The sequence below is a fragment of the Ruegeria arenilitoris genome, assembly GCF_013032855.1.
In the GTDB taxonomy this organism is placed as follows: Bacteria; Pseudomonadota; Alphaproteobacteria; order Rhodobacterales; family Rhodobacteraceae; genus Ruegeria; species Ruegeria arenilitoris.
In genome coordinates, this window is record NZ_WQDA01000004.1 from 100,430 (window position 1) to 112,951 (window position 12,522).

Genomic DNA, 12,522 nt, shown 5'->3' on the forward strand with positions numbered 1-12,522 from the left:
TTACAGGATTGATATACGGATGCGGCTTGGGCTGTCCGCTGCGCAAGGGGTTAGGCCGGGGCGGGTTGGGACAGGCCCCCTATCCGAAAGGATGGGCGCGGGTCAGAACAGGCCCGCCTCGCGCGCGGCCATCGCGGCCTGAGTACGGTTGCTGACACCCACTTTGCGGTACAGCGTTTTCACATGCAGCTTGATCGTGGGCTCGGACAGGTCCAGATCGCGGGCGATCTCCTTGTTCGACTTGCCCTCGGTCAGACCTTTGAGGACCTGGCGCTCGCGCTCGGTCAGTTTCTTGGCCATCGGGTGGGTGTCGTTCGGTTGCTCGGCGCTCATGAAACCGACGGGCAGATATTGCTCACCCATGGCCATGAAACGGATGGCGTTTACCAGAGACTTGGCCGGCAGGGTCTTGGGCACGAACCCGGCTGCCCCCAGCTCGAGCGCACGTTCAGCCAGATCGCGCGAGGCATCGCCGGTGAACAGCGCCACATGCCGCGCGCGATCCATGCCAATGCAGGTTTCCAAACCGCTCAGCCCGTTCATGCCGGGCATGTTCAGATCCAGCAGAACCAGATCGAACGGACCTTCGGATTCGATCTTGGCCTTTGCGGTCGCAAAATCCGGTGCCGTGGTGGGTTCGATCCCGCCCGCGGCCTCGATGAAGGCGACGAGCGTGTCCAGAACCAGTTCGTGATCGTCGGCGATAAGAACTTTCATCAATGAACTCCATGTGCCTCCACCCAGACCTGAAAAGGTTAATAAACCATTGATGATTGGCGGTGAAGCCTACCGAACGGACAGGCAGATACCCGATCGGATAGGAGCAGCTGGCCGGATGTCCGCGCGGTTCCGCATCCGGGCCGTGTCAGTCAGCCGATTTCTCCGCGCGCTCTCCCGATGCTCGTCTGTTGCAGTGCGGGCACAACGGGCAGGTTCAGAGCAACAGTTCAGTTCATGTTCGGAGAGTTCCATGCACTTTCAAGCCGCTCACGCCCTTTTCGACGGCGCACACACCACGCCCGGCACCGCGCTGCCGATCACCGAAATCCTCGGGCAACCGGTGGTGAATGCAGAATCCGGGCCGGTCATCACCACGCTTTTGGATGGTCACCGCCGGACCGTCTTTTTCCTGAACGCCCATTGCGCAAATGTTCGGGCAAAGAATGACCAATATCGAGCAGCCCTGACGCAAGCCGACCTCGTCCTGCCCGACGGGATCGGGGTCGAGCTTGCCGCCGCGATGCAGGGCGAACACCTGGCCGAGAACTTGAACGGAACCGACTTTGTCCCGCGCCTGGTCCGGCGCGCGGCCAAGCTGGGCCAGACGGTCTATCTGCTGGGCGGAACGCCCGGCACCGCACAGGCCGCGGCAGCGCGCCTGCAAGACATGGCGCCCGGCCTGAGGATTGCCGGTTGCCGCGACGGGTTTGGGGGCATCGAACGGACGGACGAAGCCTTGGACGAGATCAACCAGTCCGGCGCAGACATCCTGCTGGTGGCCATGGGCGTTCCGTTGCAAGAACTGTGGATTGCGCGGCACCGCGCACGGCTGAACCCGAACCTGGTGCTGGGTGTCGGCGCGTTGTTCGACTTTCTGGCGGGCAACGTCCGGCGGGCGCCCGGGATCGTACGGCGGGTTCGGATGGAATGGGCGTGGCGGTTGGCGATGGAGCCACGCCGCATGGCCCGCCGCTATCTGATCGGAAATTTCGAATTTCTGGGACGGTGCGTCGCCCAGGTTCTTGGCGGGCTGACGCCCAGCCGTATTCTTGACCTGACCGTCGCGCTGGCGGCCATGACGGTTCTGGCCCTGCCGATGCTGGCCATTGCCGCCTTTGTCCGGCTGGACAGCCGCGGCCCGGCCCTGTTCCGGCAGGCACGGGTGGGAAGGAACGGGGTGCCTTTCACCGTCTACAAGTTCCGCTCGATGACCACCGACGCCGAAGCGCAAAGGGCCAGCCTGCTGGCGCAGTCCGACCGCGCAGGCGTGTGCTTCAAGGCCCGTCACGATCCGCGTGTCACGCGGGTGGGCAAGGTTCTGCGCCGCTTTTCGCTGGATGAGCTGCCGCAGATCCTCAACGTGTTGAAGGGCGACATGTCGATCGTCGGACCGCGCCCTGCCCTGCCCGAGGAGGTCGCCAAATACCCGCCCCGCGCGCTTGAACGCCTGGCCGTCCGCCCCGGGATCACCGGCCTGTGGCAGGTGTCGGGCCGGGCCGCCATCGACTTTGACCGAATGATCGATCTGGACACGGCCTATGTACGGTCCCGCTCGGCCCTTCTGGATCTGATGCTGATTGCCATGACCATGCGGGCCGTCGTGTCCGGTCGCGGCGCCTACTGAGAAAACCCAAGGAGAATTGATATGACCAAGATTCGCAAAGCCGTCTTTCCCGTCGCCGGACTGGGCACAAGGTTTCTGCCCGCGACCAAGACCGTGGCCAAGGAGATGCTGCCCCTGATCGACCGCCCTCTGATCCAATATGCCGTCGACGAGGCGCGCGCGGCCGGTATCGAAGAGTTCATCTTCATCACGTCACCCGAGAAAACCGCGCTCGAGGCCTATTTCGGGCGGAATACGGCGCTTGAACGCAAGTTGAAGGATGGTGGCAAGACCGAGCTTTTGAACAACCTGCGCTGCGCCGATCTGGAGGATGGCAAATACTGCTTTGTCCGGCAGGACGCGCCCCGTGGATTGGGCCATGCGGTGTCGCTGGCGCGCGAGTGCGTGGGCAACGAGCCGTTTGCGGTGATCCTGCCCGATGACGTCATCAGCGCCCGACGCCCGGCCCTGTCACAGATGGTTCAAAGCTATTGTGACCAAAGCGGCCACATGGTTGCGACCCAATCCGTGCCGTCCGACAGGATCGGGTCCTACGGCGTCGTCGATATCGCCCTGCAGGCCGGGCGTGTGCAAAAGCTGCGCGGCCTGGTCGAAAAGCCCAGCCCCGAGCAGGCGCCGTCGAACTACGGCATCGTCGGGCGGTATATCCTGCAGCCGTCGATCTTTGATCGACTGGCCGGCCAGGCACCGGGTGCGGGAAATGAAATCCAGCTGACCGACGCCATCGCTGCGGATGTCGAAACCGCTGGCTGCTCGGGCTACGCCTTCGCGGGTGAACGCTTCGACTGCGGGTCGGTCGCCGGATATCTTGAGGCCACCGCGGTCTTTGCCCTGCAGCGGTCAGAGCTGCGCGAAGGGTTTGAGCGGATCATGGCACAGCGCATGGGCCACCTGCGCCCGGCCGCGTAACGGCGGGCACCTATCCGTTTGGATAGGTGCTTATCCCGATGCCCGACTGTTGCCCGGTCACGCTTTCTGATCTTGTGCAGTTGGACACTAGGAGAATGAAATGCGGATTTTACTTGCAGCCCTGGCAATGATTCTGACCTTGGGCCAGGCACAGGCCCAGGATCTGGCCGAACCCACCGGAGACGTGGTTCTGACGATCACCGGCAACCTGACCCAGTCCGGAGCCGAGGATGGAGCGCGGTTCGACATGGACATGCTGAAAGCCTTGCCCGCGCGGACTTTTGCGACCTCGACGATCTGGACCGAAGGTGAGAACACCTTCGTCGGCGTGCCGTTGTCGGTGGTGATGGAGGCAGTCGGTGCAGCTGGCAGCATGATTCGTGCCACGGCGATCAACGACTATGCGGTCGAAATCCCGATGGATTCGGTCACAGAAAGTGCTCCGATCGTGGCCTACGAAATGAACGGTGCCGAGATGTCACGCCGGCAGAAGGGCCCGCTGTGGATCGTCTACCCCTATGACAGCGACCCGAAATACCAGACCGAGGTGACCTATTCGCGCAGCATCTGGCAACTCGATCGTCTCGAGGTCGTCAAATAGCTTGCAACCGGAATGAGTGCAGTAATGAGTAAAGTGCAGTGAACAATCGATGAGGCTCGGATTGAGCGATACCGATACGCACGTTTTGCGCCGCCGATGGGTCTTCGGGCTCATCGGCTTCGGCGTTTTGTTGGGTCTGGTCACGGTGGCGTGGCTGTCGGCGCAGGTGTTTACCGATTTCAACGACCGGCGAGCGGCGCCTTCGGACAATGTCCAATGGACGCTGTCGCAGGTCGAGGTCGACTATCTGTCCTACCTGAACGCTCTGGAAACCGCGTCGGCGGCGCAGGACGCGCAAAATGGCACGTTGGATCTGGTGCGCCGGCGGTTCGATCTGTTTTACAGCCGTGTCGATACACTGGCCCAATCCCGTGTGTTCCAGCCGTTGCGCCAGGATGACCGGTTCCGCCTGCCGTTGGAGCGGGTGACCCGGCACCTGAACGCCGCAATCCCCTTGATCGACGCGCCGGATGCCAAGCTGTCCGAACAACTGGACGATCTGAAACGCGCGGCCCTTGAGATCGGTCCGCATGTCCGCACGTTGGCCGTTTCGGGCATCTCGTATTTTGCCACCGAGTCAGACCAGCAGCGCACCCAGACGGCGGCAAACCTGCTGCGGTTGGCTATTCTGTCGGGGGCCTTGCTTCTGACCCTGGGCGCCGTCAGTGCCTATCTTCTGGTGGTCAACCGGCGCGCCACGCGGCGCGGCCGGGCCCTGCGGCAGGCGAATGAACGGATGAACACGATCCTCTCCACCTCGTTGGACGGGGTGATCGTGGTCGATGCCAAGGGCGACGTGATCGAGTTCAACCCAGCCGCCGAGGCAATATTCGGCTATACGGCGGATCAGGCCCGGGGGCGCTCGATCGGTGACCTGATCGTGCCGCCGCATCTGCGTGAGGCACATCGCGCCGGCATGGTGCGAATGCAGTCTGGTGGAGAACGTCATGTCGTCGGCAAAGGCCGTGTCCAGTTGGAAGCGATGCGCGCGGATGGCGAGCAGTTCCCGGTCGAACTGGCGCTGCAATCGGCCCGGGCAGGCGATCAGGAAATCGTCATCGGCTTTGTCCGCGACATCTCGCAGCAGGTGGCGGCGCAGCAGGAACTGATCCATGCCCGCGACCAGGCCCTTGCCGGCGAAAAGGCCAAGGCCGATTTCCTGACCGTGATGAGCCACGAGATCCGCACGCCGCTGAACGGGCTGCTGGGCAACCTCACGCTGCTGAAAAACACCCGCACGACCCGGGAACAGGCACGGTTTGTCGAGAACATGGAAATCTCGGGCCAGATCCTCCTGAGCCACGTCGACACCGTTCTGGACATCGCCCGGTTCGAGGCCGGGAAACTGTCGGTGGCGTTGCAGCCCTCTAACCTGAACGACATCCTGCAAGAGATTGTGGACGGTCAAAGCGGCAACGCTGCCTCGCGTGGGAACTCCATCTCTTGGCAGTGGGTGGGCGAGGCGCGCCCCTGCGTTGCCGCCGATGCCCAAAGGTTGCGGCAGATTCTTCTGAACCTTGTGGGCAATGCCATCAAGTTCACCGAAAACGGTCGGATCTCGATCGAGGTCGAAGTAACCGAGCCTGGCCCCGCTGCAGGCGTCAACATCTTTGAATTCCGCATCATCGACACGGGTATCGGTATCGGCCCGGATGAGGTCGACGTCATCTTTGATGATTTTCACACCAGCGATCCAAGCATCGGTCGGGCCACCGGGGGCACCGGTCTGGGCCTGGGCATCGCACGTCGGTTTGCTGAGGCCATGGGCGGAGAGATCGGCGTTGAAAGCACACCCGGCGAGGGCAGTGTATTCTGGGTTCGTCTGCCGCTGCAGGACGCGGAATTGGACGCCAACGTTGACAGCGACCAGCCAGAGGTTCAGCACGTCCAGCCGTTGGACGTGCTGGTGGTGGAAGACAACGAGATCAACCGCGAGGTGATCTGCAACATGCTGAAACTGGACGGTCACCGGGTGACGGTTGCCAAGAACGGCCAACTGGGCGTGGACGCGGCGGCTGCGCATCGGTTCGACGTGATCCTGATGGATATCAGCATGCCGGTCATGGACGGTCCGACGGCCACGCGCCACATCCGCAGCGGGGGCGGGCCTTCGGCAGAGATACCGATCATTGCCGTTTCGGCCAACGTGCTGCCTGATGCGGTCGACGCGTTCCGCGCCGCCGGTATGACCGCCTTTGTCGGCAAGCCGATTGCCCTGGATGCCTTGCGCAAGGCCTTGTCGGTGGTCACCAACCTCGGAGCTTCGACCCGGTCCGAGGAGGAAACGGATCATATCGGCGATCTGCGCGCCAGTCTCGGCGCCGACGTCTTTGACCGGTTGCTTGCCAAATACCTGTCCGAAGGGGATGCCGTCGTCGCTCAGCTTGCCCAGTTGGAGGCCGGTGAAGCAGATCTGGACCAGGTCGCGCAGGAGTGTCACAGGCTGGCGGGAAGCGCGGCGACCTTTGGTGCGATGGGGTTCCGCGATGCGCTGATTGCGATCGAGATGGCCGCAAAATCAGCAGAACGTCAGCAGGTCGCCCTTCTGTTGAACGGTCTGCCCGAGGTTTGGGAGCGGGCAAAGGCTGTGTTGCCCGCCCCCGGTGCGATCAAGGGATGAGCAGCGCGGCGGCCCCGACGATGCCCAGCGACCGGGCGATTTCGGTCACTCCGGTGACCTTGCTGTCGTAACAGGCCACGGCATCACCCGGCAGAACATAGGGGTCGAAGTCGTCACGGTCTCCGCGCCGCAGCAGCTTTTCGATATTGCGCTCGATCACGACCGAGGACCCGGTCACTGGGTTGCGCGTGAACAACACTGCGCTGCGGTTGGCGTTTGTCGTCTTCGACCCGCCGACGCAGTTGCTGTCGACCACGGCCTGCAGGAAACGGGTGCCATAAGGCACTTCACGCACGTCGCGCCCGATGGCGGATTCTGCATTGCCCGCGGCCGGTTGGGTCAGGTTCGACATGTATAGCGTCACGCCGGGCGGGCTGATCGGGCTGGGGCGCATCAGCGCGTCCTGGAAGCAGCCGCGGCTGTTGACCACGATCTGGTCGCCGGTCAGCAGCATGATGTCGGTCGGGTCCGATCCTTCGAACACGCCGCGCAGATCCATGCGATAGATGCGCCCCTGGCGGTGCAGTTCGACCGCTGACAGATCGGCATCCGGCCGCACCCCGCCCGCGGCCCGCAGCGCCACCGACAGGTTGCGCCCCTCGGTCGAGGCCCCCAGTGCGCCCTGGCGCCGACGGTCAAGGGAGTCGCCCGGAACTCCGCCGATCTCGACCGAGTGCGGCTCGAACACCGCGCCGCGGACACCCACTGTCACTGAGGCGAAATCGCTGACTCGCACGGTCACGCGGGGTTCGATGTCATAGAACTGGGCCGCAACCAGAACGCGGGCCACCTCTTGTTCGACCTGCTCGGTGGTGCGGCCCTGGGCGCGCACGGGCGGCAGGTAGGGCAGCTTGAGGTCTCCGTCACGCGAAACGACATAAGCGTCGCTCAGCAGGTCGTCCCCTTCGATGGTGATCTGGACCATGTCGTTGCGCGACAGTTTCTCGCCCAGCAAGGGGCTGAGCGCCGGTTGCGACCATTTCGCATAGGCATTTGCGCCCTGATCGCCGGCCTGCGGCATGCAGGTCTGGCCGTTCATCGCGGCGGCCTGCAGTAATTGCGTATCGCCCCGCCGACGTCCGGGTTCGCGATATTGCGCCTGATAACTTTCGCCGCGCGATACGGCTTCGATGTTGCGCGGGGTCTGCATGCTGCTGCACCCCAGCAGGGTCGAGGCGCTGACGGCCGTAATAAGGAAGGTCTTGAAATTCATGGTCATTTTCATCTCCTGATCTGTCACAGAAGATAAACCGCGCCGCGCGCCCTGCGTCAGTCCGGCATCGGGATGGCGGTTTGTCCCATTCGGATAGGTCCCTCTCCGAACGGTCCCCTGCCCCGTCCGACCGCGTCCGGGACACAGACCCTAGCCACCCGTACAACAGAACCAACAACTGTTTTTCGGGATAACGGCGTCATGACGCACAGCTTTGCACGATCAGGCTTCCTACAGCATCTTTTGGCCTACACCGCCTCCGAAGTGGCGGCCAAGGCGTCGCGCCTGGTCGTCGTGGTGGCCGTTGCCCGTACCCTCAGCCCCGAAGCGATCGGTCTGGCCGCAGCAGCTCTGGCGGCGGGCGACATCCTCAAGGCGCTGACCGAGAATGGGGTGAACCAGCGTATCATTCAGGCTCCGTCCGAGGAGCTGGCGCGGCGGTGCAACACGGCGCACCGCATCTTCTGGGTCTGGTGCGCGGGGCTGTGCCTGCTGCAACTGGCGGTCGCGGCGGCGCTGTTCATCATGGGCCACACCATGCTGGCGATGCTGCTGGCGGTGCTGGCCGGGGAATACCTGTTCATGCCGGCGGGCCTGGTTCAGGCCGCACTGGCAATGCGCGAGGGCAAGCTGCAGCAGACCGCCGCGATCGCCGGCGGGCAAGTCGTGGGGGCCAACTCCCTGACGGCGCTGCTGGCGGTGGTCTGGGCTTCGCCCCTGGCGCTGGTCCTTCCGCGCCTGCTGACTGCACCTGTCTGGCTGGTGCTGATGCGCCGCCTGCGTCGGTGGTCGCCTGATCGTCAGGCCGGGTTTGCAGCCTTGAAACCTTTCGTGGTCTACGGCTGGGCCGTTCTGGGCGTCGAACTGGTCAAGGTTCTGCGCCTGCAGGCAGACAAGCTGGTGGTGGGCGCGATGATGGGCGCAGAGGCGCTTGGCATCTATTTCATGGCTTTCAATGCGGGGCTTGGGCTGGCCACTTCCTTCACGCAAGCCTTCTCGGTCGTTCTGTTCCCGCATCTGTGCGCGGCCGAGGACAAGCATGGGGCGCTGCGCCACGGGCTGGGCCTGTCGCTGCTGATCCTGACGCCGCTGGTTTTGCTGCAGGCGGCATTGGCCCCGGTCTATGTGCCGCTGCTTCTGGGACAGGGCTGGGCCGAGATCGCCCCGGTGGTGTCGGTTCTGTGCCTGGCGGCCCTGCCGACGGTGATCTGGTCGGCGGTCGCCGGATGGCTGCGGTCGGAAAACCGCCCCGTCACGGAATTGCGGGTCAGCACGGTTCTGGCCGTGGGCCTGATCGCGAATACCGCCCTGATGGCGCCGCTGGGCCTGATGCCCGTCGCCGTCGGGTATGTCTGCACCTGCACCGCCATCATGCTGGCCGCATCCTGGGCGCTGCTGCCGCGGGGTTCTGCAATCACCCAGGAGGCACGCGCCCAATGACGCGGTTTTCCATCATCGTTCCCTTCCACAATGACGCGGCAACCATTGCGGCCACCCTGAACAGCCTGCTGGGGCAGAGCTTTGCCGATTTCGAACTCATCTGCGTGGGCGACAAGCCCTCGCGCCAGACGACCGAAGTTGTCCGGCAATTCTGCGCGCGGGACACCCGGGTGCGGGTTGAGGCCAATCCTAATCGCGGTCCCAGCTCTGCGCGCAACCATGGTGCGGCAGTGGCCTCGGGCGACATCCTCGCGTTCTGCGACGCGGATGACCTGTGGGTCACCCACAAGTTGGCCCAACTGGACCGGTTGTTTGCGGATACCAGCATTGATGCGGCCTTTGGCCAGATCGGGTTCTTTTCCGAAACCCCCGGCGATTGTCCGACGCGCTCGACGGTTCCCACCGATCCCCTGACCATTCCGGACCTGCTGGCGGAAAATGCGGTGTGCACGATGTCGAACCTTGCAGTGCGCCGCCAGGTGTTCGCTGCCGTCGGCGGGTTGAGCCCGGCAGCGGTCCACAACGAAGATCTCGAGCTGCTGATCCGCTTGGCGGGCGAAGGCCACGTGATCACCGGGGTTGATCGCCTGCAGGTCTGGTACCGGACCAGCGGCAGCGGTCTGTCTTCGGACCTCGAGGCGATGCGGGCCGGGCGCGCACGGGCGGTTGCAACGGCGGCCCGCTACGGCGTCGCGCCGTCGCCCGCGTCCGAGGCGATCTATTTGCGGTATCTGGCCCGGCGCGCGCTGCGTCTGGGCGCGGAACCGTCGATGGCCCGCGCCTATGCCCGCGCCGGACTGGCGCTGAGCGCGCGCAGCTTTCTCAACCCAATCCGCCGCGGTGTACCCACTGCACTTGGCGCGGCACTGGCCCCCGCCCTGCCCCGCCCGATCCGTCAAGCGCTGTTTGCCCGCTGATCCCAACCAGGAGACCCAAAATGCCCCAGGCATCCATCATCGTTCCCGCCTACAACACCGCCGCGACCCTGGCCGAGACTCTGGCCTCGCTTCTGTCGCAGACCCATGATGATTTCGAAATCATCATCGTGGATGACGGCTCGCAGGACGAAACCCACGCCATTGCCCGCGCCCATGCGACCGACCCAAAAGTGCGGGTGATCCGGCAGGAAAACCGCGGCCTCGCCGGGGCGCGCAATACCGGCATCGCGGCCGCGCGGGGAGATTTCGTCGGCTTCTGTGACGCCGACGATTTGTGGCTGCCCGAAAAGCTGGCCACCCATGTGCGCCACCTGCAGGCCGAACCTGACGTTGCGATCAGCTATTCCGGCAGTGCCATGATTGACGAGGGTGGTCGGTTGATGCGCGTCCGCCAGTCGCCGCGTCTGCGGGACGTGACGGCGGCACATGTCCTGAAACGCAACCCGATCGGCAATGGATCAGCAGCGGTGATGCGCAAATCCGCCTTGCTCGATCTGGCCTACCGACCGGCGTTCGAAACCAAGCGCGACTGGGTCTTTGACGAAACCTTTCGCCAGTCCGAGGACATCGAATGCTGGCTGCGGCTGATGCTGACGACGGATTGGCAAATCGGAGGCGTACCGGGGTTGCTGACCCGCTACCGAATCCATGCGACCGGCCTGTCGGCGGCCTTGGACCGGCAGTTGCAGGCGTGGGAGCGGATGGTTGACAAGCTGCGTCCGCTGAACCCCGAATTCTTTGCCCGGCACGAGGCGGCGGCGCGCGCCTATCAGCTGCGCTATCTTGCCCGCCGCGCGGTCAGCAATCTGGATGCGCACAAGGCCTGGGAGCTTGCGCAGCGGTCGGTTTCAACCAGCGCCCTGCCCGTGATCGAAGAACCCGCCAAAACGTTGACCACCATCATCGCGGCCGCAGCCCTGCGCGCGGTCGGGCCAGCGCCTGTTGTTCAAGCCGGTCGCCTCATGCGCCGCCAGACTTCCATCTGAACCGAGGTTTCCAAATGTCCAAGATCACCGTTCTTCACCTTGTTGATGACACCACGGCCGGTGGGGTCATGCGTATGCTCGACCATCTTGCGCAGCTGCCCGAACTGGCCGACGAAGTCCACCAAGAGGTTCGCCCGGTCAAGCGGACCGCCTTCAGCTGGGGCAGTTTCGACGCCGATGTCATTGTGTGCCACATCGCCCCCGGCTGGCGTTGCCTGCCGGCGTTCTCGGCCCTGCGGGCGATGCATCCCACCACGCGGCTGGTGCATGTCGAACACAGCTATACCCGGTCTTTCACCGCCTTGAACGTGCCGCACAAGCGGCGGTTCTTTGCGATGCTGCGCGTGACCTATTCGTTGTTCGATCAGGTTATCGCCGTCAGCAAGGCGCAGGCCGGCTGGATGGCCGAACGTCGATTGGCCCCCGCATCCAAGCTGAGCGTGATCTCGCCGCAGGTTGACCTGAGCGCAGTTGCGCGCGCAGCCGGGCCGGTCGAGGCGGCCCGGGTCATCGGTGCGATCGGACGGCTCGAGCCGCAGAAAGGCTTCGATCTGCTGATCGAAGGGTTTCGCATGTGCCCCAACCCCGATGCGCGGCTTGTGATCTTTGGCGAAGGCAGCCAGCGCGACCGCCTTGCAGCCTTGGCCGCAGGAGACCGGCGGATCGAGTTTCGGGGCCACGCCGACGACCCGGCCGAAGCCTATCGGGTCGTGGACGTGGTGGCGATGCCCTCGCGATGGGAGGCCTACGGGCTGGTGGCGGATGAGGCGCGCGCGGCGCGGCGTCCGGTCATCGTCAGCATGGTCGACGGTCTGCGTGACCGGATCGGGGCAAGCGGCGTGATCCCGTGCGGGTCCGATCCCAAGGCGTGGCGCAAATCGATCGAGGCGATTCTGGCGGGTACGCCTCCGGTGGTTCCCGTCCTGGCGCCCAAGGCTGATAGATCCCGCTATGCACAGCGGTGGCAGCAGGTGTTCGACCCGGCCAAACGGTTGTGAGGGCGGCGTGGCCACGGCTACGGCAAGGGGCGCCACAAGAACCAGCGGCAATGTCCGGGCGGGTTTTGCGTGTGCGTGTTGGCCAGGCGACCAAAGGGCTCGAAGCCCGAAGCCTGATAGAACCGTGTGGCGGCCGGGTTGGATGTGTCCAGCCACGCAGAATGACACCCGCGTCGGCGCGCCTCGTCAAAGGCGTGGTCCAGCAACTGCCGACCCAAACCGCGGCGTCGATGGGCCGGGTCGATCCATAAGGTCTTGATCAGCAGCCACCCATAGGAGGTGGCGCCATGCAGGCCGCCAACCCGGCCCGCACCGTCCTGTGCAATCAGCGTGATGCTGGCATTGACCCCTTGCGGCGCGGTTGTCCGCAATTCCGCAAGAAGGGCTTGCTCGACCCAGTCCGCCTGACCGGGGGCGGAAAGAATGGACGGCCCCGCCATCGGTCAGGCCCATGCCCGTTGCGTGGGGACCGG

The 12,522-nt window shown here is 64.4% G+C and carries 11 protein-coding genes; 8 read left to right on the top strand and 3 right to left on the bottom strand.

The features are described 5' to 3' along the window. Positions 1-102 precede the first annotated feature (102 nt). Positions 103-717: a response regulator transcription factor gene (locus GOW72_RS14080; protein ID WP_170341595.1), complete on the bottom strand. Its 615-nt coding sequence runs from the start codon at positions 715-717 to the stop codon at positions 103-105. Between the two features lie 253 nt (positions 718-970). Here GOW72_RS14080 and GOW72_RS14085 point away from each other — a divergent pair, with 253 nt between their 5' ends. The 4 genes from GOW72_RS14085 (at position 971) to GOW72_RS14100 (ending at position 6,474) form a co-directional block, all read left to right on the top strand. Next, complete coding sequence (locus GOW72_RS14085) at positions 971-2,344, top strand: WecB/TagA/CpsF family glycosyltransferase (protein ID WP_170367260.1); 1,374 nt, start codon at positions 971-973, stop codon at positions 2,342-2,344. Positions 2,345-2,365: 21 nt separating this feature from the next. Further along, on the top strand, positions 2,366-3,253 hold the full coding sequence (locus GOW72_RS14090; protein WP_170367261.1) for a UTP--glucose-1-phosphate uridylyltransferase: 888 nt from the start codon (positions 2,366-2,368) through the stop codon (positions 3,251-3,253). 100 nt (positions 3,254-3,353) lie between these two features. Further along, on the top strand, positions 3,354-3,854 hold the full coding sequence (locus tag GOW72_RS14095) for a putative pterin-binding protein (protein WP_244952438.1): 501 nt from the start codon (positions 3,354-3,356) through the stop codon (positions 3,852-3,854). 61 nt (positions 3,855-3,915) lie between these two features. Next, on the top strand, positions 3,916-6,474 hold the full coding sequence (locus tag GOW72_RS14100; RefSeq protein ID WP_170367262.1) for a hybrid sensor histidine kinase/response regulator: 2,559 nt from the start codon (positions 3,916-3,918) through the stop codon (positions 6,472-6,474). Here GOW72_RS14100 and GOW72_RS14105 read toward each other — a convergent pair. Continuing rightward, positions 6,464-7,693, bottom strand: coding sequence for a polysaccharide biosynthesis/export family protein (locus GOW72_RS14105; protein WP_170365790.1), 1,230 nt, complete (start codon positions 7,691-7,693; stop codon positions 6,464-6,466). The genes GOW72_RS14100 and GOW72_RS14105 overlap by 11 nt on opposite strands. Positions 7,694-7,888: 195 nt before the next feature. Between GOW72_RS14105 and GOW72_RS14110 the strand changes: the two genes are divergently transcribed. Genes GOW72_RS14110 through GOW72_RS14125 form a run of 4 tightly spaced genes read left to right on the top strand, consistent with a single transcriptional unit; the run spans position 7,889 to position 12,049 of the window. Then, positions 7,889-9,127: an oligosaccharide flippase family protein gene (locus GOW72_RS14110; RefSeq protein WP_170367263.1), complete on the top strand. Its 1,239-nt coding sequence runs from the start codon at positions 7,889-7,891 to the stop codon at positions 9,125-9,127. Beyond that, positions 9,124-10,044, top strand: a complete 921-nt coding sequence (locus GOW72_RS14115; protein ID WP_170367264.1) for a glycosyltransferase family 2 protein — start codon at positions 9,124-9,126, stop codon at positions 10,042-10,044. The genes GOW72_RS14110 and GOW72_RS14115 overlap by 4 nt, the downstream gene beginning before the upstream one ends. A gap of 20 nt (positions 10,045-10,064) precedes the next feature. Further along, on the top strand, positions 10,065-11,051 hold the full coding sequence (locus GOW72_RS14120) for a glycosyltransferase family 2 protein (RefSeq protein WP_170367265.1): 987 nt from the start codon (positions 10,065-10,067) through the stop codon (positions 11,049-11,051). A 14-nt stretch (positions 11,052-11,065) separates the two neighbouring features. Further along, positions 11,066-12,049: a glycosyltransferase family 4 protein gene (locus GOW72_RS14125; protein WP_170367266.1), complete on the top strand. Its 984-nt coding sequence runs from the start codon at positions 11,066-11,068 to the stop codon at positions 12,047-12,049. A gap of 17 nt (positions 12,050-12,066) precedes the next feature. Here the strand turns inward: GOW72_RS14125 and GOW72_RS14130 are convergent, their stop codons facing one another. Beyond that, the gene (locus GOW72_RS14130; RefSeq protein ID WP_170365799.1) at positions 12,067-12,489 is read right to left on the bottom strand and encodes a GNAT family N-acetyltransferase; all 423 of its coding nucleotides are present in this window, start codon (positions 12,487-12,489) and stop codon (positions 12,067-12,069) included. Between the last annotated feature and the right edge of the window lie 33 nt (positions 12,490-12,522).

Bases quoted from the DNA above. Each gene is read 5' to 3' on its own strand.
- GOW72_RS14120 (WP_170367265.1), top strand. From the start codon at position 10,065: ATGCCCCAGGCATCCATCATCGTTCCCGCCTACAACACCGCCGCGACC.
- GOW72_RS14095 (WP_244952438.1), top strand. From the start codon at position 3,354: ATGCGGATTTTACTTGCAGCCCTGGCAATGATTCTGACCTTGGGCCAG.
- GOW72_RS14125 (WP_170367266.1), top strand. From the start codon at position 11,066: ATGTCCAAGATCACCGTTCTTCACCTTGTTGATGACACCACGGCCGGT.
- GOW72_RS14105 (WP_170365790.1), bottom strand. From the start codon at position 7,693: ATGACCATGAATTTCAAGACCTTCCTTATTACGGCCGTCAGCGCCTCG.
- GOW72_RS14090 (WP_170367261.1), top strand. From the start codon at position 2,366: ATGACCAAGATTCGCAAAGCCGTCTTTCCCGTCGCCGGACTGGGCACA.
- GOW72_RS14115 (WP_170367264.1), top strand. From the start codon at position 9,124: ATGACGCGGTTTTCCATCATCGTTCCCTTCCACAATGACGCGGCAACC.
- GOW72_RS14085 (WP_170367260.1), top strand. From the start codon at position 971: ATGCACTTTCAAGCCGCTCACGCCCTTTTCGACGGCGCACACACCACG.
- GOW72_RS14130 (WP_170365799.1), bottom strand. From the start codon at position 12,489: ATGGCGGGGCCGTCCATTCTTTCCGCCCCCGGTCAGGCGGACTGGGTC.
- GOW72_RS14080 (WP_170341595.1), bottom strand. From the start codon at position 717: ATGAAAGTTCTTATCGCCGACGATCACGAACTGGTTCTGGACACGCTC.
- GOW72_RS14110 (WP_170367263.1), top strand. From the start codon at position 7,889: ATGACGCACAGCTTTGCACGATCAGGCTTCCTACAGCATCTTTTGGCC.